The organism is Nitrobacter sp. 62-23, from assembly GCF_001897285.1.
Classification (GTDB): Bacteria; Pseudomonadota; Alphaproteobacteria; order Rhizobiales; family Xanthobacteraceae; genus Nitrobacter.
Window position 1 is genome coordinate 18636 of sequence record NZ_MKSM01000109.1, and the last position, 23410, is coordinate 42045.

The window sequence follows — 23410 nt, forward strand, 5'->3', positions numbered from 1 at the left end:
TCCCGCAATACGCGGCTGTCGCACATGTGCCCGCCCTCATTACAAGGATCCTCGAAGCCACTTACGGCGCGGTGTTTGGCGCATCTGGTGCTGTGGTCGCCGCGATTGGCCGTTTTTTCCGGGATTTCAGCCAATTCTCAAACCGCTGCACCACCACGAAGAAGGTCGGCACGAACAACACGGCCAAGCACGTCGATGCGATCATGCCTGAGAATACGGTGATGCCGATTGATTTGCGAGCACTGGCTCCTGCTCCGGTCGCCAGCACGAGTGGCACCACGCCAAGGATGAAGGCAAACGATGTCATGAGAATCGGCCGGAACCGGGCTCGCGCCGCTTCCACGGCCGACTCGAGCAACGGCTTGCGGTCGCGCACATGAAGTTCAAGCGCGACTTCGACAATCAAAATGGCATTCTTGGCTGATAGCGCGATCAGGAGAATGATGCCGATTTGGGTGTAGAGATTGTTCTCAATGCGCAACGCACTCAATACCGATATCGGGCCGATCAGCGATAACGGCACCGCCAGAATGACGGAAATCGGTGCGTACCAGCTTTCATATTGCCCGGCCAAGACAAGGTAAACCAGTAACAGCGCCAGGCCGAACGCCCAGTAAATCTGCCCGCCGACGATTTGCTCCTGATAGGACATCGCCGTCCATTCAAAACCCGATCCCGGCGGCAGGGTCCTGTCGGCGATTTCTTCCATCAACGTCATCGACTGGCCTGAACTATAACCTGCCGCTGGCAGGCCGATCACGGCCGCCGAGGGATAGAGATTGTACAGGCTGATCAGCGACGGACCGACTGACGGCGTGATATTTGCGACCGTGCCCAGCGGAATCATGCTGCCCTGGCTGTTACGCACCATCATTCTTTCGATATCGCCCGTTGTCAGACGATATTGCGCATCAGCCCCAGCATACACCTGGAAGGTGCGGCCAAACTTGTTGAACTGATTGACGTAGGTGGTGCCCATATATGACGACAGCGTCGAGAATATCTGGTCGATCGTCACATGCAGCGTCTGGGTCATGGTTCGGTCGATCTCAACATCGAATTGAGGCACCATCGACCGGAACGATGAACTGACGTGCTGAAGCGCGCTTTGCGCCTGCGCATTGGTGACAACGGCCCCCGTAATCGCCTGGAGCTTGCTGTAGTCGGCATTGCCGTCTCGCAACTGGACCTGCATGGCGAAGCCGGCAGCGTTGCCGATTCCCTGGATCGGCGGCGGCGGGAGCACAAGTATCCGTGCCTCCTCGATCTGGGACATCTTCTCATTCAGCGTCGTAAACAGCGATCGAAGATCCTGCCCCGCTCCGCGTTCGCTCCAGTCCTTCAGGATGACATAGGACACTCCGGCACTGGCAAGACTTGAATTGTTGTCGAGCGGCGAGATGCCCGCGATGGTGATGACCTGATCCACGCCGGGCGTCTGGCGTGCCAGCTCGTTGACCCGATCGAGGACGCGTTGCGACCGCTCGAGCGCCGCGCCATCGGGCAATTGCACGGTAACAAGCAGATATCCCTGATCTTCGATCGGAATGAATCCGGTCGGCACGCGCGAGAGACCATAGCCACTGGCTCCGATCAGGATCAGCGCCAGAATGACGCAGAGACCGCTATGGTTCGTCATGAGAACCATGAGCCGTCCATAGGCGCGTTCTAGGCGGTCATAGATGGAGTTAAATTTACGATAGAAAAGGTTGCGCTGTTCCGGCGGTGCTGGCCGTCGGAGCCATAACGCGCACTGTGTCGGCTTCAATGTCGCCGCATTGATGGCACTTAAAAGCGCGGTGGCGGCAATCACCAGCGCGAATTGCGCGTACATCCTGCCCGTCAAGCCTGGCAGAAAGGCAGAGGGCAGAAACACCGAAATCAGGACCAGCGTGATGCCGACGATAGGCGAGAACAACTGATTCATGGCGCTGATCGCCGCGTCATGTCCCGTCATTCCGCGCTCAATATTGTGCGCCGCGCCTTCAACCACGACGATGGCATCGTCGACGACGATTCCGATCGCGAGCACGATCGCAAACAGGGTCGAGATATTGACCGTGAACCCAAGCGCCGCCATCGCCGCAAAGGCACCGATGATCGTGACAGGCACGGTGGTTGCCGGTACGAGCATCGCGCGCCAGTCCTGAAGGAAGATCAGGATCACGACCAGGACGAGCAGTCCCGCCTCGATCAGTGTCTTGTATACCTCGTTGATCGAGGCCGACACGAACTTGGTCGTATCAAACGGAGTATCGTACCTGACATCTTGCGGGAAGGCCTTCGCCAGTTGGACCATCTTCTGTTGGACGCTTTTCGCGACATCAAGAGCGTTGGCGCCGGGAGACTGGAATACGCCAATACCCGTCGCAGGCTTTCCATTGAGGGAGAATATCTGGCTATAGGTCTGGGCACCGAGTTCGACCCGGCCGACGTCCCTCACCCGCGTGACGTCGCCATTGTCTCCCGTCTTGACAATGACGTCCTCGAACTGACTTGGATCGTCGAGCCTGCCATTGATGTCCAACGTATACTGAAACGCCTGGCCGGACGGCGCCGGCGGCATTCCGACCTGTCCTGCCGTCACCTGCTGGCTCTGCTGCTGGATCGCCTGGATGACGTCCTGAGGCATCAATCCGCGCGCCTGCAGCTTGTTAGGATCGAGCCAGACCCGCATTGAATACTGGCCGGCTCCGAAAACGGTGACATTGCCGACACCCGGTAGACGAGACAGTTCGTCCTTGATGTTGATAGTGGCGTAGTTGCTCAGAAACAGGCTGTCATAGGTGGCGTTCGGCGACGTCAACGTTACAAACAGAAGAATAGCCGTCGACTTCTTCTGGACGGTCACACCCTGGTTCTGGACCGGCTGGGGCAACGAGGACAGCGCGCTCGAAACGCGATTCTGGACGAGCACTTGCGCGAAGTTGAGGTCGGTCCCGATCTTGAAGGTGACCGTCAGTGAATAAGTACCGTCGGCGCTGCTAAAGGACTGCATGTAAAGCATATCCTCGACGCCATTGACTTGCTGCTCAATCGGCAGCGCGACGGTATCGATGACGGTCTTTGCGCTTGCGCCGGGATAACGCGTCGTGACCTGGACGGTTGGCGGCACGACATCGGGGTATTGTGCCACGGAGAGGCGGAACAGGGAGACGGCGCCGATCAGGATCATTAAGATCGCGATGACGTTGGACAGGACCGGCCGCTCGATGAAGAATTTTGAGATCATGACGGGTCCTATTTGGTCGGGGGCTGAGACTCGACCTTCTTCTGCTGCGGGTTGACCTTCTGTCCGGGAATGGCACGCAACAGTCCCGCGACGATCACTTGATCATCAACTTTCAAACCGCTGGTGATGACGCGGAGATCGCCATCAAGGGGGCCGGTCTGAACCTTACGCTGCTCGACGACGTTCTCTCCATTCACGACGAGTACGTAACGGCCGGCTTGATCGCTGCCCAAGGCGACATCGGGGACCAACAGAGCATCCTTCTGCTGTTCTATCGGGACGCGGATGCGAACATAATAGCCCGGCAGCAATACTCTGTCGGCATTGGGGAGAACGCCGCGAACCGCCAGTGTCCCCGTCGACTGGTTGATCGTTGGCGAGATGTAATCAAGCTTTCCCCTATGCGGGTAACCAGTCTCGGTCTGCAGGCCGACTTCGATTGGCACCTGCCTGAAATTCTCGCCTGTCATTCCCCGCTTGCGTGCGTCCTCCCGGATACGCAACACGTCGCGCTCGTTCACGTTGAAATTTACGTAGATCGGATCGAGCGCCACGATCGTCGCCAGTTGAGTCGGTGACGCCACGCCAACAAGCTCACCGACAGACTGGAGATGGGCCGTCACGATCCCGTCAAACGGCGCGACCACGTTGGTGTAGCCGTAGTTAACCTGGGCGATCTTGGTATTGACCTCGGCTTGCTGCAAATTCGCCTGAGCGTTATCGCGAGCCGCAGTCGACTGTTCGAGCGTCGCCTGGGAAGCGACTTGCCGCGAAACCAGGTCGGATTGACGCTTGAAATCAGCACTGGCCTGTTTCAAGGAGGCTTGCGCGCCAGCTTCAGCGGCTTCCGCCTGCTCAAGCTTCAATTTGTAAGTCTCCGGTTCGATCGTAAATAACGTGGTCCCTTCCTTGACCAAGGCGCCGTCCTGATAGTTGATCGACTGCAGGACACCTTGCACGCGCGCCACCAGGTCGACACTCTTGATCGCGGCGGTATTTCCAGTCGCTTCGAGATAACGGGTAATACTGCGTTGTACGGGCAGCGAGACTTCCACCTTTGGCGGCGGAGGCTGGACAAAGCTATTTTGCTCGCAAGCCACCAGAAGCGTGGACGCAAATAATACAGCTACAATCCGCAAGGCGGATATAACGCTTTGCGTCAGGCTCATTACCGAACTCCCGAATGAAGCTTGAAATAATTTAAAGCTCTGGAAATTTCTTCTTACAACCGTCGAATAGCAATATCTCACTTGCTATGGTACAAAAAAAATAAAATAATAACTATCGTTTCTTTGAGACTCTTTTTCGAAACAAATTCGAACAACGATTTCGATACTGGCGAAGGAATTAGGGAAATGATCAACAGCGAAATTGCGTCTCGTCTAGCGGCCCTGGCGATCTCGGCCGCTCTGTCCGTTGCAATGAATACCCTGGCACTTGCTCAAGCGCCCACGGATGCTCAGCGGAACGCTATCCGCTCTGCGTGCCGCGCTGATTACGAAGCCCATTGCGCCAGCGTCCCTCCCGGCGGCGCAGCCTCGCTGCAATGCCTTCAGAAGAACTTGCAGAGCCTGTCATCGAACTGTCAGACGGCAGTGCGCGCGGTCGACACGGCGGCTGCGCCCAAGGCCGAAGCAACGCCGAAGACCAAGCCAGCGGCTGCCAGCGCAAAGCCGGCCGCCGAGTCGTCCGCTCCAAAGGAGGCTGCCACCACGAACGCCACGAAGCAGCCGACCAGTGCTCAGATCTCAGCCGTACGCACGGCCTGCCGTTCGGACTACATGAAGGTCTGCTCGGGAGTCCCGACTGGCGGCGCGCCAGCCCTGCAATGTCTTGAAAAGAATAAGGCGAAAGTTTCCACAAGCTGCCAGCAAGCTGTCAACGCCGCATCCGGAGGAGAAGCCGCGGCGTCGACTGGCGCGGCAGGCGCCGCGTCAACAGCCGCTCCGGCGGCTCTCACTCTGCGGCCGCTACGTCCGCGAGAAGAACTAAGGATGTTGCGGTCAGCCTGCGGCGCCGACGCCCAAACGCTATGCAGCGGCATTGCCGCCGGCGGTGGCCGCATCGCCCAATGTCTCGCCAGCAATGCATCGTCTCTTTCGCCGGCCTGCAAAACCGTGCTTGGGCAATTTGTATCGCGGTAGGCATTTGAAGGTGGCGATACACTCGCATTCATTCGCCGCGGAAGGCTAGGATCAGCTGAATCATTCGCATCGAAAGGATAACATAACAAAGCGACATCGCGATTTGATAAGCGACGTGCCAGTTGAGCTTTGCGAGTTTGGAAAAGCCATCGACGAAGTTGAGGATGAGGAGAGCTATCCCGAACAACTCGACGCCCCTTCCGACCAGGTTGTGGCGGAGATAGCCGAAAAGGACGATGAAGGGTTCGTTGCTGCTCGAGACATGCGTTCCTGCCGACACAACGAGCGTTCCGATGATCATCTTCTCGAGGTGTTCGAATATTTCCTTGGCGGCTCGCTCGACGTGCTCGAAGTAGAACGCAAGCCATCTCTTTTTGATGTCCCTCATACTTTCCTCATCGAAAGGTGAAGTTGAAGCGGTTGAATCGCCTGCCAGTACAGTGGCTCAGCAGTCAAGAAGAAAGAACTCAGCAACAGGAATTATTTTCGGGAAGAAAAATCGATACTGCGGATGATGCTGGTCACAGGGCGTTTTATACGCTTCTCAAGCGAGCTTTGCTCAGGGGGTGACAGCAGCCCGGCGTAATGGGGTGTATGGGAAAGGCTTTGCAAGGCGTGACATCGGGCAGCGGGGCAAAATCATCGCTTGTCTTGCAAGTGACGGCTGACGCCAACTTGCAAGAAGGTGCAGGACTGCGCCGAAAGAAGTGAGCCCTCTCCGTCGAAATAGAGCAGTTATTTTTTGACGGCGCTGCCGTATTCGTTCATCATCAATAGCATTTGAAAAACGGGAGCCTATTATGCGTCCATTGTTGCTTGCTGCTTGTGCTTTCGCCGCGTTTGCCGCCACCATGACCTTCGAATCGAAGGATGCCAACGCGGTCGTATGTGCCCGCGGCGTTTACCGTGCGGGGTGCGCCGGATATCGAGGCGCTGTTGTCGTGCGTCGGCCAGTTGCAGCGCCCGTCGTCGTCGCACCCGCTGTCAGGGCGGCACCAGTTCGTACCTGCCGAGTCGTGTGGGCAAACGGTGTCAGAGTTCGTCGCTGCTACTAGTAGCATTGCGTTGACGAAGTCGGCACTGGCTGTTTCCGCTTGACGTCAGGATTCGAATGGAGCGACGGCGGTGCGGCGGAGGACGGCGAATTCGTCGTGACATGGGTCGAGCCCGGCCGCGCTCCAGCGCAGCACCGATGCCGTGGTGAGCGCGCCGTCCGCCCGTTCGTCCGGATTGAGCCGGTCGATTCTCACGGCTGCGCCGCCGCCGACCGCTTGCGCCTGCTATCCTCGAACTCGACCAGCGCAATCCTGAGTTAGTGGGTAGTATAGCCACGCTTGCGTTTTCGCCGTTGGTTCTCTGAAGACACAAGAGCCTGTGTACGGAGACGCGACGCGCCGGCACTGTTTCTACAATTGTCCTAACTTGCGGACACGGCGCCCAGGCGTTCAGCCAGCGCACGGAAGCGGTCGAGCTGGTCCTGTCGCAAGGCTCTCGTTTCGTCTCGTCCCACGAAGACCTTGAACATCACACCGCCATCGACGTTCAGAAACGCTACGAACGCCGAGGATTTGCCCATGAAGGGGCGTTCGACAAAGGCAATGGCGGCGCATCGCTCATGCCGCAGATGGCCGTGCAGACCTTTCGGCTGCATCAGGTTAAAATAGCCACGGCCGATCTCGCCGTCCGGAACCGGACCGGTGAACTCAAAAATGGCGTCGGCGGTATGAACAATGAAGGTTACCTCTCCCCATTGTGCAATGTCCTGCATTGCCACCGCGAACGAACCTCCCTCGCAGAGTTTCACCATGTCGGACGGCAGCGCTTCTATCACCGTTCGCGGCGATACACCGTGATCTCGCGCCACGTCCTCGATCACCGCTCCGGAATTCTCCACAAGATAGGATTTCAAATCAGAAGCAATTGGACTCGCCACTTTGTATCTCCGATGACAGGGAGGTTCTCGTCTCCGCCTTACGCTGCGGCGTCAGACTTCCGCTCGCTCTGAATGACCTCGAAACCCTCAAATTTCGGATGGCCAAGATACAGGCTCTCTCCCGTCTGATTATCGGCGCGCGCGTGCGACCGGCGAAACGCCTCGGATTTCGTCCATCCTTCAAACGCCGCACGATCAGCCCAGGTCGTATGGCTCGAATACAGCGTGTGATCCTCGGCCGCCGGCCCCTTCAGGAGATGGAACTCGATGAAGCCAGGCATGGTCCCAAGGTAGGATTCACGCGTCGCCCAGACCTTTTCGAAAGCCGCTTCCGAGCCCAGCTTAACCTGGAAACGGTTCATCGCGATAAACATCCTGGTATCCTCCTGCTCACGCTCGGTGTATTTCACATATGCTTTCATCAACGCGTCACAATGACAAAACGAGCCGCGCCGGGGCATCAGCGCGACTGGCGTCGGTTTACGCCGGCCTCGATATCAGGCTCCGCCAAAATGAACCTTCAAGCCCGCCTTGAAAACGATCCCCGGACCGGGACTGCTGAACAACACGTCATTTTGCGTCGTGCCGTCGGTTGACGATCCCGGTATCGCGTAGGGACGGTAGTACTCATTCAGCAGGTTCTGAACCGACGCGGTCAACATGATGTCCTGTGTCGCCTGATAGGTCAGATACAGATTCACCAGGTCGTAGGCTGTCGAGGGCAGATAGCCTGCCGGAAGATCCGTCAGCGCCGCGAAGGATGACCATTGCGCCGACAGGATCAGCTTTCGGTCCAGCAATCGCACACCGGCGCTGGTCGTGACCTTGCGCGGCTGCACAGTGGTCAAGCCGATATTCGTGGCCGTGTTCTTGCCGCGCTGAATATTGCCGGCCACACCGACGAACCAGTCACCGGCATCATAGGTGGTCTCGAACTCGAAACCTTCGATCCGGGCGGCCGCGATGTTCTGATATTGGTAGTACTGGCTGAACGGCCCGAACATCGTCATCGTCGGAGGCGAGGCCACCAGATCGATATAGTCGTCGACATCGTTGCGGAAGACGTTGAACTTCGCGCGCAACGCGTCACCTGCCGTCAGGACTCCGTCGTATTTGAGATTGACGCCGATTTCCTTGGTCTTGCCGACTTCGGGCCGCAGGTTGGGGTTGGGCAGGAAACAGAACAGCCCGCTGGTGCCGTCGGGACAATTGAAGAAGGCCGGTCCGCCACCCGTGGCGTGGGAACCCGCGATCAACGTCTCGGTAATCGACGGCGCGCGATAGCCTTCGGCGTAACTGGCATAGGGCGTAAATCCGGCAACCGGCGTCACCCCGATAGTTATCTTGGGCGAAAGCCGTTCGCCGCTGGACGACGTCTGGCCCAACGCCGTTCCCGCTGAATTCAGTTCATAGCGATCGTAGCGAACCGCGCTGATGACTTCGAGCCAGTTGTCGTACCTGTTCTTCAACTGCACGAAGCCGCCGGAAACAGTCCGGCTGCCGCTGGGCGTCGTGATGTTGGAATTACCGCGCGAGTCGGTGGTTCTGACGTCATCATTGAAGATGTCGAAGCCATAGGTCACGGCGTTTTGCCAGTTTCCGATGTCGAAGCGGGACGTGTTGTTGACGTCGAGACCGATCGTGTCGAGCAGGTAGCCCCGCTTGTCGCCGACACAGCCAGAGATGTTGTTGCCGGTGACACCAGGGCCGCAATAAGCTGCACCGCCGGTCGAGTAGTGATAGGTCTTGGTCTGGTCGTTATCGACGCGATTGCCATACAATGACATGTTCCAGTCGAACAGCCTGTCGTCCGGCTTCGAATAGCGCCAGCTCAGCGTACCCATGTAGTTCTTGGCATCCGAGGCATAAACCGACGAGCCCTGATTGAGCGCACGCTGGGCGGCCGTGGTCGCCGGTCCCCTGTTGAACTGGCCGATATTGTATTGGTAATCCTGGAACAATCCGCCGAACTTGATTTCGTGCCCGTCGGCCGGACGAACCGTCACTTTCATCAATCCGGCCGCGATATCGTTTCCAGTATTGCCAATTTCCGTCCCCGCGCCGTCCTTGTAGTTCCCTTGCGTGCGATAGACCGCGCCACCGAACACATCAACGCTCGGATCGAGACGAACGCCGCCGAAGATCGAACCCAGTCCCCGGCTGTTGTTGCTGCCGTATGAGCCGGTCATGTCAACGCCCCAGCGCTCTTCGGGACGAAGGACATCATTGATGTCCTTGGTGCGGAAGGATGCGACACCCCCAATTGCGCCCGAACCATAGATGTTGGCTGTTGGCCCGCGCGTGACATCCACCCCGCCGATCAGTTCCGGGTCGAGAAAGAAAGAGCCGTTGGCATTATGGCCGGTGCGTTGATAGTTCTGCCGCGCACCATCAACGACGACGGCGACCCGGCCGAAATCCTGCAAGCCGCGAATATTGATGGAACTGGACGGATCGTCGCCGCGGTCCTGGAACGTGACACCCGGCATGGCTCGGAAGATGTCCGATATCCGTCCCGGCTGAAGTCCCTGGATCTGCTCAAGCGTCACCACGCTAACCGGCGCGAGCGCGTCAATGGCCCGTTCTTCGGTTTTCGTCGCCGTCACAGTGATCATGTCGAGCGGCACGACGGTCTGCGAACCGATCTGCGCCCGCGCGTTGAGCGCCGCCGTCTCGATAGCTGCTTGCTGCCACACGGCAGCATGCTTGCGTTTTGTTGGGTTTGGAAGCTCGGTTGACCGCTCTGAAGGAGCGGCGCCGGGAGCTTGCTGCGCAGAGGCAATGCCGGTCGCGGCCAGCGACATCGCAACAACGGAAACACCCATCTTCAAGGCGCGCGAACGCCCAGCCTCGCTGACCTTCATCGTCCCGCGGCCCCCTGTCTACGATGTCTTTCGTCGGGCTCGGCTGGCGGGCGCTGCGATCGATGCAGTGGCTTGCTGGCTGCCTGTCATGGCATGCACCGGAGCGCACGCTTCGTCTCGGGAATAAGAAGGGGTTCCGATAAGGTCAACCACTCGCGGGTTTGTTTACATTGATTGTAATCTGCGGCGGTTGGTTTGAGACCGCGCGCACCTGTAAAGAAGTTCTGAGCGCTCCAGGCAGGTCGGGCGGCCATATGACTGAAATATCACGAACGAAGCACGAGCATCTGAAAGATCACGGAGCCACGCCCCTCGCCGGAGAGCGCACCATCGCAATGCGAGGAAACATGCTCGACAGCAAAGACCTGTTCTCCGCCAGTCGTGAAGTCATCATCGCGCACGGCAGCGAGAGTTATCGCTTGCGATTGACGTCGCAAAACAAGCTGATCCTGACCAAATGAGCCTGCGCCCCAAACCGTTTTCGAAGCGGCGGATCATCGCTTTCATGTTTGTGATTGCGACGACGGCGACAATCCTGCCCGCAGTCTCATTGCGAGCCGGCGGGATCATGGTGCGCGACGCGAGCGGCCATGACGTCACGGTCGGCGATCCGTCGCGCATCGTAGCGATCGGCGGCGCGGTCACCGAGATTCTCTACGCTCTTGGACTTGAGAACCATGTCGTCGGCGTCGATTCAACCAGCCTCTATCCCGCGGCCGCTCTCAAGATGCCGAATGTCGGTTACATGCGCCAGCTATCCTCGGAAGGTGTTCTCGGATTGAACCCTTCGGTGATCTTTGCGATGCAGGGATCGGGACCGAAGGAAACGCTGGACGTTCTGCAAGCGGCGAACGTGCCGCTTGTCCTTGTGCCCGAGACCTATTCCGAGCAGGGTATCCTCGACAAGATTTCGCTGGTTGGACACGCGCTGGGGGCTGATACGCGTGCCGCCTGCCTCACCGCAGCCGTCGCACATGACCTCGCTCAGTTGAAGGCGCTGCGAGCCAAGGTCGAAAAGCCGGTTCGCGTCATGTTCGTGATGTCGCTGGTGAACGGGCGCGCCATGGCGGCGGGGCGTCATACCGCCGCTGACGAGATCATCAAGCTATCTGGCGGCGTCAATGCCATCAGCGAATATGAAGGCTACAAACCGATCAACGACGAGGCGATCGTTGCCGCCAAGCCGGACGTCGTCCTGTCCATCGACAGGGGCAAGGACTCGCTGAGCGCCGACGCTATCTATCAGCATCCGGCCTTCGCATTGACGCCGGCTGCGGCGAACAGGTCGTTCATGTCCATGGAGGGACTCTATCTTCTTGGTTTCGGACCAAGGACAGCGGCCGCAGCGCGAGACCTGTCGGTCCGACTCTATCCGGCGCTTGCATCCGAAGCCGAGAAGTTTACGCCGGCGGCACCGACTGTCGACTGCCTGAAATGACCGTAGTCGACGGACGCGAAAATGCGAAGCGCCCGCGCCGAAGCATCACTGTACGTCCCTCCCCCGCGCTTATATTTGGATGCCTGCTGCTGACATTGACCGGAGCGGCGATCATCGCTGTGACGCTAGGCGCCGCGGGCATTCCCATTGCCCGTGTGCCGGCGGCCCTTGGGATTCTGGTGAGCGAACCAGCCGATACGCTTCTGGCGCGCGATCAACTCGTGCTGTGGTCGATCCGGATCCCCCGTGTTCTGGCGGCGGCCGTTGTAGGTGGCCTGCTCGCGACATCCGGCGCAATCATGCAAGGCTTGTTTCGCAATCCACTGGCCGATCCGGCTCTGGTCGGCGTCTCCAGCGGCGGTGCGTTTGCGGCCGCAAGCGCCATTGTTCTGATCGACAGCAGTTATGGCGATGCCTTCCGCTTCATGCAGAATGCGCTCCTGCCACTGGCGGCATTCCTGGGTTCGCTTGCAACCACGCTGATCCTGTACGGCATCGCCAGCCGCGCGGGACGGACATCCATCGCCATCTTTCTTCTGGCAGGGCTCGCCATCGCCGCGATCGCCAATGCCGGACTTGGGCTTCTCGTGTTTATCGCTGATGACAGACAGTTGCGCGACATCACTTTCTGGATGCTCGGTTCGCTGAGCGGTGCAACCTGGAGCAAGGCGGTGACGATAGCTCCGGTCCTTGCTGTCGGAGTGATCGCTTGCGTCTGGATCGGCAGAGGGTTGGACGTATTAATACTCGGCGAATCCGAGGCTTTCCACAGCGGCATCAATGTGGAACGGCTGAAGCGTGTCTCGATCGTCCTGATCTCGGCCATGACCGGAGTTGCCGTGTCGATCTGCGGCGTTGTCGGCTTCATCGGCATTGTCGTTCCGCACCTTCTCCGATTGATGATCGGCCCCGGTCACCGGATACTGCTTCCGGCGTCGGCGCTCCTCGGCGCGGTTCTGGTTGTCGGCGCCGACACGCTGGCCCGGACCATCGTTGCGCCCGCCGAAATGCCCATCGGAATTCTGACGGCAGCGATCGGCGCGCCATTCTTTCTCGCGATCCTGCTTCGGCAGCGGGGGCTGGCCGGGCTATGACGCCGATCATCGAAACGCGTTCAGTGACCATGCAGATCAACGGCGCAACGCTGGTCGATGACATCGACATCAGCGTCGGAAGCGGAGAGATGATCGCGATCGTCGGTCCCAATGGCGCTGGAAAATCCACCCTCCTTCGCCTGCTCTCCGGCGATCTTCGGCCCACGCGAGGCTGCATCAGGCTCAAGCAGTGCAGCCTGCAATCCTATTCAGCGGCACAGCTGGCGACCCATCGCGCGACACTGTCGCAACACGTCAGCGTCACCTTTCCGTTCACGGTGGAGGAAATCGTACGTATGGGCGCAAGCCATATGAACGACGCTGCCGCGCATCCACGTATCGAGGCGGCGCTGGACGAGGTTGCGGTGCGGCCGCTTCGCCACCGCCAATTGCCGACCCTCTCGGGCGGCGAGCAGCAGCGCGCGCATTTTGCGCGCGTCCTTGTTCAATTGGCATGCGGCGAAGCCCTTCATGGCCCGGGATTGCTTTTGCTTGATGAGCCAACATCAAGTCTCGACCTCCGACATCAGATCGAGTTGGTCGAAATCGCTGGCCGACGTGCCCGGAACGGGACGGCCGTGATCGCGATCCTCCACGACCTCAATCTGGCTGTGCGGTTCGCTACCCGCATCATCGTCATTCACCGCGGCAGCGTCGTTGCCGATGGCGTGCCGGAGCAGATAATCACCGACGAGATGATCCGGAAGGTATTCGAGGTGGACGTCGCCGTTCAGTATCACGGTGATGGCAGTCCTGTCTTACTGCCACAGGCCATGAAACCAATCGGACTTTAAGTGTTCGGATTTTGTCCCAAATAGTTCTCCTGCTCCTGGCCATGATCGACGGTGCCGCCACGGATCATGTTGACTACATGGGGGACTAAGCCGTGATGCCCCCCGACGCCGTCCGCGACCGGATCGACCGTACCGGAAAATCCGGCTACAGACCCGCGACTGACACTCGATCTTGCCGCTTGCAGTCTCGGCCAAAACCGGACTTGATCCGCGCCTCCATCTTTCGGAAAAGAAGACAGGCTGCCGGGTCAGGCCCGGCAATGACGCTCAGGGAGAGCGGCAGACAACAAACCAGGAGTAACATTCAATGGCCGCCAAAGACGTCAGGTTTTCCGCCGACGCTCGCGAGCGCATGTTGCGCGGCGTCGACGTCCTCGCCAACGCCGTAAAGGTGACGCTCGGCCCGAAAGGCCGCAACGTCGTCATCGAGCGGAGCTTCGGCGCGCCCCGCATCACCAAGGACGGCGTCACCGTCGCCAAGGAGATCGAACTCGAGGACAAGTTCGAGAACATGGGCGCGCAGATGGTGCGCGAGGTCGCCTCCAAAACCAACGACACCGCGGGCGACGGCACCACCACCGCCACCGTACTGGCGCAGTCGATTGTCCGCGAGGGCGCCAAGGCGGTCGCCGCCGGCATGAACCCGATGGATCTGAAACGCGGCATCGACATCGCGGTCGCGGCCGTGGTGAAGGACATCGAAAAGCGCGCCAAGCCGGTCGCATCGTCTGCCGAAGTCGCGCAGGTCGGCACCATCTCGTCCAACGGCGACGCAGCTATCGGAAAAATGATCGCGCAGGCAATGCAGAAGGTCGGCAACGAGGGCGTCATCACCGTCGAGGAGAACAAGTCGCTCGAAACCGACGTCGATATCGTCGAGGGCATGAAGTTCGACCGCGGCTATCTCTCGCCCTACTTCATCACCAATGCCGAGAAGATGACCGCCGAACTCGACGACGCCTACATCCTGCTGCACGAGAAGAAGCTGTCCGGTCTTCAGGCCATGCTGCCGGTGCTCGAGGCGGTGGTGAAATCGGGCAAGCCGCTTCTGATCGTCGCGGAGGATGTCGAAGGCGAGGCGCTGGCCGCGCTCGTGGTCAACCGTCTGCGCGGCGGCCTGAAAGTGGCCGCGGTGAAGGCGCCGGGCTTCGGCGACCGCCGCAAGGCCATGCTGGAGGACGTCGCGATCCTGACCAACGGCCAGCTCGTCTCCGACGATCTCGGCATGAAGCTCGAAAACGTCAGCTTGAACATGCTCGGCCGCGCCAAGAAAGTACTGATCGACAAGGAGAACACCACCATCGTCAACGGCGCCGGCAAGAAGAAGGACATCGAGGCGCGGGTCGGACAGATCAAGGCGCAGATCGAGGAGACCACCTCGGACTATGACCGCGAGAAGCTGCAGGAGCGTCTGGCCAAGCTTGCGGGCGGCGTCGCGGTGATCCGCGTCGGCGGCGCGACGGAAGTCGAGGTCAAGGAGAAGAAGGATCGGGTCGAGGATGCGCTCAACGCCACCCGCGCGGCCGTGCAGGAAGGCATCGTCCCAGGCGGCGGCACCGCCCTGCTGCGCGCCCGGAAAGCGGTCGGCCGCATCAGTAACGACAATCCGGACGTACAGGCCGGCATCAACATCGTGCTGAAGGCGCTGGAAGCCCCAATCCGCCAGATCGCGGAAAACGCCGGCATGGAGGGATCAATCGTCGTCGGCAAGGTCCTCGAAAACAAGGCCGAGACCTTCGGCTTCGACGCCCAGAAGGAAGAGTATGTCGACATGGTCGCCAAGGGCATCATCGACCCGGCCAAAGTCGTGCGCACCGCGTTGCAGGATGCCTCGTCGGTCGCGGGCCTGCTTGTGACCACCGAAGCCATGGTGGCCGAACTGCCGAAGGACGAGCCCGCGCCAGCCATGCCGGGCGGCGGAATGGGCGGCATGGGCTACTGAGCCCTTTCAACTGCACAGCTTCGCCAGAAGGCCGCCTCCGGGCGGCCTTCTTTTTTGGCGAAGCGGGTTCTAGGGTGTCAGTCGATTCGACGAACGGGGATTCCTTATGCGCACGCTGCTGTGGTGCCTGGGCGGCCTGATGGTCGTTTCACCGAACCTGCTGTCCGCACAGGACAGGCCGCTTCCCAAACCACCCGGCAGCGCCGAGATACGATACTTCACCTCCATCGACGGACTGATGGAAGGCAACGCCGACGTCATCCTCAAGGAAACCCGTCAGGGCAAGATCGTCACGGGCGCCGTTCTCGATGTGTGTTACCCCGCGGAGAAAGGCTCCGATCGCAAGGACCGCTTCGTGGTCAACCTCGCGGTGAACGGCTCGACCCTGACCGGCACGACCCAAAGCATCAAGGACAAGCTGCCGGTCACGGTGACGCTCACCCGCAAGCCCACCGGCGATACGTTCGAGTTCGACGGCCGGGTCAGCGTCGGCCAGACCGTCACCAAGGTGACGTCGACCGACAATTCCGATCTCAGCGAAGCCGAGTTCAACGAGAGCCGGACAACTGACGACGGCATCACCGCAACACCGAAGGATTTCACCGAGGTGTCTCCCGAGGCAATCGCCGTGAAGGTCAGGTTCGATGCGGTTGCCGATCTGCTCAAGGGGCTGAGAGGACAAAACGTCGAGGTGGCGCTGGGCAGCCTGGAGGTGAGCTGCGAGGCGCTGCGGGCCGGCGCGCAGGTCATCGACATCAACGTCGATCCGGAGCGCGCACCCTCCCTCATCGCCAGGTTGAAGGCAGTGCCGGGCGTGATCGCCGCCGGCTGGAGCGCCGGCCTGTTCGACATGGACCGCACCATCCGCTTCCCGGCCGCGGAATGGCGCGACAACGGCAAGCTCAATCGGGACAAGCTCGCGACCGCCATCTCCGGCGCTCTGGAAAAGGCCCTGGACGCAAAGCCGGCGTCGGCAAGATGGAGTGACGACACCGGAAAGCTCACCCTGACCTTCAAGCGCCCGAGCGAGCTAGTTCCAGCGCTTGGACTGACCGATATCATCGAGGTGGCCGCATTGCCCGCCCCCGACCGGCCCGGCGGGTCCGATCACATCATGCTCTGGATCGGTGTCCCCTCGACGACCACCGCGGACGAAAGCGAGGGGCCGAAGCTCAGCCTGGCCGACGACCAGTCCGCAGGGGAGGACGAGGACGTCGAAACAGACGACAGCGGTGTCGTGGAGGCGCTGGCGAAACAGTTCAAGGCGCAGCGTTGGGACGCCGACAAATCGGCCTGGAAATAAAGGCGCGGCGGACGCCCGCTTTTGTTGCGGGCAACAAAAAGCATCGCCGTCGGCATTCCTGTGAGTCCCGTGCGGTATTCCGGACGTCTATCCGGGATTGTGATGCAGGATGCTCTGTCCTGACGGGCAATCCGGCGCGATCGACGGTGCGGATTCGCAGGCCGCATACTGGTTTTTGCCCTGGTTCTTGGCGGCATAAAGGGCCTGGTCCGCGACGGCCAGCAGACGCTCCGAACAGACTCCGATCTCCCGCGTCCATTGGGCAAGCCCGATCGATGCCGCGATCGGGACATCGGCGCCGGCGCATCCCGCGGCGTCTTCACGACATGCATCCAGGACGCGTTGGGCAATGACTGCCGCCTCGCGCAGCGCCGTCGCCGGCAGGAGGATGCAAAACTCGTCGCCACCGGTCCGTGCAAGCAGGTCGCCCGGCCGCAACTGCATCTGCGTCATCAGCGCGAAATGCCGCAGGCAGGCGTCGCCGGCGGCGTGACCGTGAGTGTCATTGATCTGCTTGAAGCCATCAAGATCGATCACGAGGAGCGCGAAAGGCTCGCCGCCCCGCTGCGACATTGCGCATGCGTCCTCCAGCCGCCCCAGCAACTGCCGCCGGTTGGCGACGCCGGTGAGGTCGTCCACCAGCGCGAGGTCGACAACCTCGTTGCGCAGCCGGTCGATCGCCATCAGCAGAAAACCGAAATTCCAGGTCATCGACAGGAAGACGAGAGCAACCAGCAATGTTGCGTGAAGGCTGTTGAAGTGGACGTAGGACACTCCGCCGTCAACCCCCGAAAATGTGCAGATCGACCTGACCGCGCTGACGCAAATGATCAGCACGCCAACGACTCCCGCGAGTTGGGCGCCCGAATTGACACGACCGTCCTTGCGCGACAGCACCAAATTCAGCGTCATGGCGATCGGCACAGCCTGAGCCGTCGAATAGACGAAGATGCGCATCGGTCTGTCGTCGCGCACATACAGAAAAAAGGCGAGCCCCGCGACGCCCAACCCGACCGTGATGAACGTGGTTTGCCAGGACACCGGCCGCTCATAGAAGCGTCGGATTCCCATCGTGCAAAGGCAGACCGCGAAGATCAACCCGCCACCTGCGAACAGCAAAGGCAGCATCGAATCGATGTGACCGCGCAGAATCGATACCGCGGCGAAAAAGGCGGCGGTGAAAGCAGCCGCGGCCCAATATCGCGCTGCCACGAGCGTCGGATAGCTCCGCATGACGTAGGTCCAGACCAGACCCAGCGCCAGGAAGTTGACGGCGAACACAACCCACAGCGTCACCACGCTCAGCATCGCGAATTCAGAGCGTCTCCGCCCGGTCCCCTTCGTGTTGTCTCCAACGGCTTTTCCCCGTCGTCCGGTCAGCGTGCAGCCGCACCGCTTAACGGAACCTCACTGCGGCGAACCCCCCTCCCGTCGTGGTTTTGAAACAATGAATGCCGCGCGTCCCATCGCACCCGCTCGGGCGGCCGGTCTGGCCCGGTCGGGCATCGCCCGTGCAACACCTGTGGATAAGAGGATGGAGGCGGCGTGACAACGCGAGGACAGGTTGCTCCGAATCTGTTCGGATCGCCGTCCGAGGCTGTTGCCAGGATCACCCTCCGCCAGGCACGCCTCGAAGTCGCGCTTCAACCATTTAACCTCAAGAGGATTATTATGGCTAAGAAAGCGAAAAAGAAGACAGCAAAGAAAGCCAAAAAAGCCGCGAAGAAAAAGAAGTAGTCGTTTTTTTTAGCTCGGGCGGATGCTCCGCCCGGGCTTTTCGATCACGGCGCCGGCCAAAACGCTGACGGAGTCGACGAAAGCGGGCGTGCGGCCCGCCTCCGGTTTTCAGCTATTGCCCGGCCAGCTTGTCGGCGAAATAGCCGATGGTCCTGCGATAGACCTCGGAGCGATTCCATTCCCGCATCGCCTCGAAATTGGCCGATCCCTGGTGGTAGTCGCCGCCAGCCTTCCAGCCGTTGGCCCTGAGAAGATTCGCGGTCGAAGCCAGTACGTCGGGCACCGAATGTCGCAGATCGACATGACCGTTGCCGTCGAAATCGACGCCGTACTTGATATAGGACGAGGGCAGGAACTGGGTCTGCCCGATCTCGCCGGCATAAGCGCCGATCATGTCGCTGAGCCGCAGATCGCCGCGCTGCACGATCTTGAGCGCTGCCAGCAATTCGCCCTGGAACAGCTCGCTGCGCCGACAATCATGCGCCATCGTCGCCAGCACGCGGAACACCGGCAGCCTGCCCATGTCGCCGCGGCCGAAATCGGTTTCCAGTCCCCAGATCGCGACGATGATCTCCGGCGGCACGCCGAACTGCTTTTCGATCCGCGACAACAGCGAGGCGTGACGCATGAGCATCGCCTTGCCGCCCTTGATGCGGCCGGGGGTAACGCGGGTCGCGGCATATTGCTCGAAGCTCTTACGGAACGTGCCGCGCTGGCGGCGGTCGAAACTCAGCACCGCCTGGTCCTGCTGCACGCCGCCGAGCGCCTGCGAAATCACGCTTTGCGAGATGCCGTTGGCCGCGGCCTCCCGCGACATCGCGGCCACGAAGGTGTTGAAGTCGCCACCGCATTGCGCGGCGGAGGCGGCAGTCGATGCGAGGGGCGCAGCAAGAAGGGCAGCGGCGACGGCAACGGCAAAACGGAGTTTCATTGCAATCCCTTTTTTCTGAATCGATGCGCGTTATAGCACGACTGTGGCGGCGTGGCGGCACGCGGCCCGGAGGCAGCCGACCCGCGGAGGTCCGCATTCCGGATGCGGCGGAGCGTCTCAGCAATGCGGCGCTGATCCGCGATCATCCCGCAATGGTCCCAACTCCGCAACGCGCCACGACACTGACGCTCGCGCCGCATTGCATCCGGGACATCGCACTTACCTCGGTTCGGTCGAACGATCCGAACGAAACATTTCGATTGATAATATTGATCGCATAGCCAAGGCGCGCTCGGCGTCAAAGGTGCTGCAGGATTAGACCAGTCACATCTTAATGGAAGCGCTTCATCGGAGCGCGACGTGCTCTTTTCCAGCTTGCAGGGTCGAGACGAGCAACGCTCGCTCTGAGAGGGTTGGAACGGCGGCAATGTCGTGGGGCATGGCGATGAACCGCCCGACCCGACCGGCTTTGTCGCTCAACCTCCCCGCAAGCGGGAGGCGAAGCGCGGCTCGTCGCGTTAAGCGATCAATCCCGGGATCAAGCCCGAGGACATACTCCACTGGAAAACACAAAAGCAGACGGAGTTTCGATTGGGAACCCGCCTCATCCCGCTGCAATGCAACGTGAAAACCCGTTTCGAGGGTGAGCAAAAATGCGCTATGCTCGGCGCATGATCGAGCCAGCATACATGGCCTCGACGGCCTATGACCTGTATTACCTGGTGAACGGCGAGCGCTACTTCTGGCGCAGCGCGAGCCACGGCGTGGCGCTGATCGACGCCGGGCGCGACTCGGCCGTCGCCTGGCGCAACGAGGCCGGCGAAGCGGGCCGGCAACTCTGGACCGACATCGTCTCCGTCAACATGCCCGACACCGACGGCAAGGATGCCGTCGACAAATGCCGCATCGATTTTCGCGGCGGCCGCTTTCTCCTCGTCACCGATGCGGGTATCGACGGCAAGGTCGATCGCATACGCAGGCCGGTTTATCGCGATTTCATCCGCGCGCTGCACCAGCGCCTCGCGGACGCGCCGGAAGGCGCCATTCGCTTCACCGCGGGTGTCTCGCCGACCTACCGCAAGGCGATGCTGGCGCTCGGCGTCATAACGGCCCTGCTGTTCGTGGTGACACCGGCGGTGCTGGTTGTCGACCTGCACGAATGGCAAGCGATCGGCCCACTGACGGCCGGCGCCGCGTTCATCTGGCCGTTCTGGAAGAAGATCGGCAACAACCGCCCGCACGACTACGATCCGCACCACCCGCCGGCGATTTGATGGGATGATGGGGAATGCGCGGGCCGGCGTCAGGCCGCGTGGCGCTGGTGACGGCCTTCCCGCACCTCCTCGATGATCTTGGCGCTGAACGCCTCGAGATCGCCCGGATTGCGCGAGGTGACGATGCCCTCGTCGGTCACGACCTCGCTGTCCTCCCATCGCGCGCCGGCATTGATGACGTCGGTGCGGATCGAGTGATACGAGGTCATGCGGCGGCCCTTGGCGATGCCGGTCTCCACCAGCAGCCAGGGCGCGTGGCACACCGCCGCCACCGTCTTGCCCGCCTCGTAGAACGCCTTGATCAGCGCCAGCGCGTCCTTGTTGACGCGGAGCATATCCGGATTGATCTGCCCGCCGGGCAGCACGATGGCGTCATAGTCGTCGGCCTTCGCGGCCGAGAGCGGCTTGTCGACCTTCACCGCGCGGCCCCAGTCCTTCTTGTCCCAGCCCTTGATCTCGCCCGACTCCGGCGAGACGACGTTAACCTCAGCGCCGGCGGCCTTCAGCCGGTCGCGCGGAACCTCGAGTTCCGACTGCTCGAAACCGTTGGTAGCGAGAATGAGAATGCGCTTGCCCTTGAGCTGCTCCGCCATGGCGTGTCTCCGTTCGCGTTTGCGTTGCGTGAGCCCGGACAACGGCGCGGCGAAGCGAATGTTTCATGACACAAAAAAGCGGACCTTGCGGTCCGCCGTTTTGCTGATCGATGAATGGGCAGGCCCCGGCTGCGCAACAGTCGTGCTGCACGCCTCCGTGAAGACAAAAGCTAGTTGTCGAGGAACGAACGCAGTTTACGGCTGCGTGACGGATGCTTGAGCTTGCGCAGCGCCTTGGCCTCGATCTGGCGGATGCGTTCGCGGGTGACGCTGAACTGCTGGCCGACTTCCTCCAGCGTGTGGTCGGTGTTCATGCCGATGCCGAAGCGCATGCGCAGCACCCGCTCCTCGCGCGGCGTCAGCGAGGCGAGCACGCGCGTCGTGGTCTCGCGCAGATTGCTCTGGATCGCGGCGTCGATCGGCAGCACCGCGTTCTTGTCCTCGATGAAGTCGCCGAGGTGTGAATCCTCCTCGTCGCCCACCGGCGTTTCCAGCGACAATGGCTCTTTCGCGATCTTGAGAACCTTGCGCACCTTCTCCAGCGGCATGCCGAGCTTCTCGGCGAGCTCCTCCGGCGTCGGCTCGCGGCCGATCTCGTTGAGCATCTGGCGCGAGGTACGCACGATCTTGTTGATGGTCTCGATCATGTGCACCGGAATGCGGATGGTGCGCGCCTGATCCGCGATCGAGCGCGTGATCGCCTGCCGGATCCACCATGTCGCATAGGTCGAGAACTTGTAGCCGCGGCGATACTCGAACTTGTCGACCGCCTTCATCAGACCGATGTTGCCTTCCTGGATCAGGTCGAGGAACTGCAGGCCGCGGTTGGTGTACTTCTTGGCGATGGAGATAACGAGGCGCAGGTTCGCCTCCACCATTTCCTTCTTGGCCTGGCGCGCCTCGCGCTCGCCCTTCTGCACGCTGTGCACGATCTTGCGGAATTCGCCGATCTCGAGCCCGGTCAGCGCCGCGAGCTGCTGGATCTCGCCGCGCAACTCCTTGATGCGATCCTTCTCGTGATGAACGAAATTCTTCCAGCCCTTGGCCGAGAGTTTTGAGACGCGGTTGAGCCAGCGCGGATCAAGTTCCGAGCCCTGATAGTTGCGCAGGAAATCCTCGCGCGCCACGCCGTGGCTGTCACCGAGTCGCAGCAAGCGACCTTCGAACGAGACCAGCCTCTTGTTGATGTCGTAAAGCTGTTCGACGAGGGAATCGATGCGCGCCTGGTTGAGCCGCAGCGACTTCACCTCGACGACGATCTCGTCCTTCAGCTTCCTGTAGCGGCGCTCCTGGTTGGGCGAGAGCGATTCATTCTGAAGCTGGTTGGAGATGTCGGCTTCCTGCAGCCGGCGGAGCTTCTTGTAGTTCTCGGCGATCTTGTCAAAAGTTTCGACCACCTTCGGCTTCAACTCGGCCTCGATGGCGGCGAGCGACATCTGGTTGTCGAAGTCGTCCTCCTCCATATCGCCTTCAGCGGCGGCCTCGCCCGGGTCCTTCTCGTCGCGCTCGCCAGCCCCGCCCGGCGCGCCGCGCGCGGGACGGAACGGCGTCGGCGACGGCGGCGCGGCGGGGGGCGCGGCCACGGTGGCGTCAACATCGCCCTCGCCGGATGCAGCAGTGGCGTCCGCCGGCAACGGCTGGCCGTCGGGGCCGACCGGCGCGCCAAGCAGCGACGGGTTCATGTTGTTCTTGGCGTCGGGTCCTGCATAGGTCGCCTCGAGGTCGATGATGTCGCGCAGGAAGATCTTTCCCTCGTTGAGTTCGTCGCGCCAGATGATGATCGCCTGGAAGGTCAGCGGGCTTTCGCACAGCCCCGCGATCATCGCCTCGCGGCCGGCCTCGATACGCTTGGCGATGGCGATCTCGCCCTCGCGCGACAACAGCTCGACAGTGCCCATCTCGCGCAGGTACATGCGCACGGGGTCGTCGGTGCGCTCGCCGGGCTCCGACTTCTTGACTTCGGTGACGGCCTTCTGCGTGACCTCGACGAGTTCGTTGTCGGTCTCGTCGTCGCCTTCTTCCTTGTTCTCCTCCTCGCTGTCGGCGTCCTCGGACTCGGACACGTTGATGCCCATGTCGGAGAGCATCGACATGATGTCCTCGATCTGCTCCGGCGAGGTGGTGTCGGAAG

Annotated in this window: 21 protein-coding genes; 10 read left to right on the top strand and 11 right to left on the bottom strand. The window is 60.9% G+C overall.

Features of this window, described 5'->3' with window-relative positions; all coding sequences use genetic code 11:
• Positions 1-61 precede the first annotated feature (61 nt).
• Both BGO16_RS11620 and BGO16_RS11625 read right to left on the bottom strand, forming a co-directional pair.
• Entirely contained in the window at positions 62-3232 is a 3171-nt protein-coding gene (locus tag BGO16_RS11620) for an efflux RND transporter permease subunit (protein WP_292618882.1), read from the bottom strand.
• Between the two features lie 8 nt (positions 3233-3240).
• Positions 3241-4401, bottom strand: a complete 1161-nt coding sequence (locus BGO16_RS11625) for an efflux RND transporter periplasmic adaptor subunit (RefSeq protein ID WP_292618884.1) — start codon at positions 4399-4401, stop codon at positions 3241-3243.
• A 186-nt stretch (positions 4402-4587) separates the two neighbouring features.
• Here BGO16_RS11625 and BGO16_RS11630 point away from each other — a divergent pair, with 186 nt between their 5' ends.
• The gene (locus tag BGO16_RS11630; protein ID WP_292618914.1) at positions 4588-5376 is read left to right on the top strand and encodes a cysteine rich repeat-containing protein; all 789 of its coding nucleotides are present in this window, start codon (positions 4588-4590) and stop codon (positions 5374-5376) included.
• Between the two features lie 28 nt (positions 5377-5404).
• Here the strand turns inward: BGO16_RS11630 and BGO16_RS11635 are convergent, their stop codons facing one another.
• A complete protein-coding gene (locus BGO16_RS11635) occupies positions 5405-5764 on the bottom strand; it encodes a hypothetical protein (protein ID WP_292618886.1) in 360 nt (119 codons plus the stop codon).
• Between the two features lie 412 nt (positions 5765-6176).
• Here BGO16_RS11635 and BGO16_RS11640 point away from each other — a divergent pair, with 412 nt between their 5' ends.
• A complete protein-coding gene (locus BGO16_RS11640) occupies positions 6177-6431 on the top strand; it encodes a hypothetical protein (RefSeq protein WP_292618889.1) in 255 nt (84 codons plus the stop codon).
• A gap of 45 nt (positions 6432-6476) precedes the next feature.
• Here the strand turns inward: BGO16_RS11640 and BGO16_RS11645 are convergent, their stop codons facing one another.
• From BGO16_RS11645 to BGO16_RS11660, 4 genes are all read right to left on the bottom strand, one after another.
• On the bottom strand, positions 6477-6626 hold the full coding sequence (locus BGO16_RS11645) for a hypothetical protein (RefSeq protein ID WP_292618891.1): 150 nt from the start codon (positions 6624-6626) through the stop codon (positions 6477-6479).
• A gap of 167 nt (positions 6627-6793) precedes the next feature.
• Positions 6794-7309: a heme utilization cystosolic carrier protein HutX gene (gene hutX / locus BGO16_RS11650; RefSeq protein ID WP_292618893.1), complete on the bottom strand. Its 516-nt coding sequence runs from the start codon at positions 7307-7309 to the stop codon at positions 6794-6796.
• 38 nt (positions 7310-7347) lie between these two features.
• Positions 7348-7683, bottom strand: coding sequence for an antibiotic biosynthesis monooxygenase (locus tag BGO16_RS11655; protein ID WP_292618916.1), 336 nt, complete (start codon positions 7681-7683; stop codon positions 7348-7350).
• Between the two features lie 123 nt (positions 7684-7806).
• On the bottom strand, positions 7807-10173 hold the full coding sequence (locus BGO16_RS11660; RefSeq protein ID WP_292618895.1) for a TonB-dependent hemoglobin/transferrin/lactoferrin family receptor: 2367 nt from the start codon (positions 10171-10173) through the stop codon (positions 7807-7809).
• A gap of 254 nt (positions 10174-10427) precedes the next feature.
• Here BGO16_RS11660 and BGO16_RS11665 point away from each other — a divergent pair, with 254 nt between their 5' ends.
• The 6 genes from BGO16_RS11665 to BGO16_RS11690 all read left to right on the top strand — a co-directional run bounded on the left by BGO16_RS11665 (position 10428) and on the right by BGO16_RS11690 (position 16744).
• Positions 10428-10634: a hemin uptake protein HemP gene (locus tag BGO16_RS11665; RefSeq protein ID WP_292618917.1), complete on the top strand. Its 207-nt coding sequence runs from the start codon at positions 10428-10430 to the stop codon at positions 10632-10634.
• Positions 10635-10678: 44 nt separating this feature from the next.
• The gene (locus tag BGO16_RS11670) at positions 10679-11611 is read left to right on the top strand and encodes a hemin ABC transporter substrate-binding protein (protein ID WP_292618897.1); all 933 of its coding nucleotides are present in this window, start codon (positions 10679-10681) and stop codon (positions 11609-11611) included.
• A complete protein-coding gene (locus BGO16_RS11675) occupies positions 11608-12705 on the top strand; it encodes an iron ABC transporter permease (RefSeq protein WP_292618899.1) in 1098 nt (365 codons plus the stop codon). The genes BGO16_RS11670 and BGO16_RS11675 overlap by 4 nt, the downstream gene beginning before the upstream one ends.
• Positions 12702-13499, top strand: coding sequence for a heme ABC transporter ATP-binding protein (locus tag BGO16_RS11680; RefSeq protein WP_292618900.1), 798 nt, complete (start codon positions 12702-12704; stop codon positions 13497-13499). Before BGO16_RS11675 ends, BGO16_RS11680 begins: the two co-directional genes overlap by 4 nt.
• A 307-nt stretch (positions 13500-13806) precedes the next feature.
• Positions 13807-15441, top strand: coding sequence for a chaperonin GroEL (gene groL / locus BGO16_RS11685; RefSeq protein ID WP_292618901.1), 1635 nt, complete (start codon positions 13807-13809; stop codon positions 15439-15441).
• Between the two features lie 106 nt (positions 15442-15547).
• Positions 15548-16744, top strand: coding sequence for a hypothetical protein (locus tag BGO16_RS11690; protein ID WP_292618902.1), 1197 nt, complete (start codon positions 15548-15550; stop codon positions 16742-16744).
• Positions 16745-16831: 87 nt separating this feature from the next.
• Here BGO16_RS11690 and BGO16_RS11695 read toward each other — a convergent pair whose 3' ends face one another.
• The gene (locus BGO16_RS11695) at positions 16832-18052 is read right to left on the bottom strand and encodes a GGDEF domain-containing protein (protein ID WP_292618903.1); all 1221 of its coding nucleotides are present in this window, start codon (positions 18050-18052) and stop codon (positions 16832-16834) included.
• 237 nt (positions 18053-18289) lie between these two features.
• Between BGO16_RS11695 and BGO16_RS11700 the strand changes: the two genes are divergently transcribed.
• Entirely contained in the window at positions 18290-18481 is a 192-nt protein-coding gene (locus BGO16_RS11700; protein WP_292618905.1) for a hypothetical protein, read from the top strand.
• 112 nt (positions 18482-18593) lie between these two features.
• On the opposite strand, the gene BGO16_RS11705 is transcribed toward BGO16_RS11700, so the two are convergent.
• Positions 18594-19412, bottom strand: a complete 819-nt coding sequence (locus BGO16_RS11705) for a lytic murein transglycosylase (RefSeq protein ID WP_292618907.1) — start codon at positions 19410-19412, stop codon at positions 18594-18596.
• Between the two features lie 689 nt (positions 19413-20101).
• On the opposite strand from BGO16_RS11705, the gene BGO16_RS11710 reads away from it, so the two are divergent.
• Positions 20102-20686, top strand: coding sequence for a hypothetical protein (locus BGO16_RS11710; RefSeq protein ID WP_292618909.1), 585 nt, complete (start codon positions 20102-20104; stop codon positions 20684-20686).
• Between the two features lie 29 nt (positions 20687-20715).
• Here the strand turns inward: BGO16_RS11710 and BGO16_RS11715 are convergent, their stop codons facing one another.
• Positions 20716-21279: a type 1 glutamine amidotransferase domain-containing protein gene (locus BGO16_RS11715; RefSeq protein ID WP_292618910.1), complete on the bottom strand. Its 564-nt coding sequence runs from the start codon at positions 21277-21279 to the stop codon at positions 20716-20718.
• A gap of 170 nt (positions 21280-21449) precedes the next feature.
• The coding region (rpoD, locus tag BGO16_RS11720) for an RNA polymerase sigma factor RpoD (RefSeq protein ID WP_292618911.1) at positions 21450-23410 on the bottom strand (1961 nt) is incomplete at its 5' end.

Excerpts from the sequence above, each read along its gene's own strand:
- BGO16_RS11620 (WP_292618882.1), bottom strand. The coding sequence starts at position 3,232 with ATGATCTCAAAATTCTTCATCGAGCGGCCGGTCCTGTCCAACGTCATC.
- BGO16_RS11625 (WP_292618884.1), bottom strand. The coding sequence starts at position 4,401 with ATGAGCCTGACGCAAAGCGTTATATCCGCCTTGCGGATTGTAGCTGTA.
- BGO16_RS11630 (WP_292618914.1), top strand. The coding sequence starts at position 4,588 with ATGATCAACAGCGAAATTGCGTCTCGTCTAGCGGCCCTGGCGATCTCG.
- BGO16_RS11635 (WP_292618886.1), bottom strand. The coding sequence starts at position 5,764 with ATGAGGGACATCAAAAAGAGATGGCTTGCGTTCTACTTCGAGCACGTC.
- BGO16_RS11640 (WP_292618889.1), top strand. The coding sequence starts at position 6,177 with ATGCGTCCATTGTTGCTTGCTGCTTGTGCTTTCGCCGCGTTTGCCGCC.
- BGO16_RS11655 (WP_292618916.1), bottom strand. The coding sequence starts at position 7,683 with ATGTTTATCGCGATGAACCGTTTCCAGGTTAAGCTGGGCTCGGAAGCG.
- BGO16_RS11660 (WP_292618895.1), bottom strand. The coding sequence starts at position 10,173 with ATGAAGGTCAGCGAGGCTGGGCGTTCGCGCGCCTTGAAGATGGGTGTT.
- BGO16_RS11665 (WP_292618917.1), top strand. The coding sequence starts at position 10,428 with ATGACTGAAATATCACGAACGAAGCACGAGCATCTGAAAGATCACGGA.
- BGO16_RS11670 (WP_292618897.1), top strand. The coding sequence starts at position 10,679 with ATGTTTGTGATTGCGACGACGGCGACAATCCTGCCCGCAGTCTCATTG.
- BGO16_RS11675 (WP_292618899.1), top strand. The coding sequence starts at position 11,608 with ATGACCGTAGTCGACGGACGCGAAAATGCGAAGCGCCCGCGCCGAAGC.
- BGO16_RS11680 (WP_292618900.1), top strand. The coding sequence starts at position 12,702 with ATGACGCCGATCATCGAAACGCGTTCAGTGACCATGCAGATCAACGGC.
- groL (WP_292618901.1), top strand. The coding sequence starts at position 13,807 with ATGGCCGCCAAAGACGTCAGGTTTTCCGCCGACGCTCGCGAGCGCATG.
- BGO16_RS11690 (WP_292618902.1), top strand. The coding sequence starts at position 15,548 with ATGCGCACGCTGCTGTGGTGCCTGGGCGGCCTGATGGTCGTTTCACCG.
- BGO16_RS11695 (WP_292618903.1), bottom strand. The coding sequence starts at position 18,052 with ATGCTGAGCGTGGTGACGCTGTGGGTTGTGTTCGCCGTCAACTTCCTG.
- BGO16_RS11705 (WP_292618907.1), bottom strand. The coding sequence starts at position 19,412 with ATGAAACTCCGTTTTGCCGTTGCCGTCGCCGCTGCCCTTCTTGCTGCG.
- BGO16_RS11710 (WP_292618909.1), top strand. The coding sequence starts at position 20,102 with ATGGCCTCGACGGCCTATGACCTGTATTACCTGGTGAACGGCGAGCGC.
- BGO16_RS11715 (WP_292618910.1), bottom strand. The coding sequence starts at position 21,279 with ATGGCGGAGCAGCTCAAGGGCAAGCGCATTCTCATTCTCGCTACCAAC.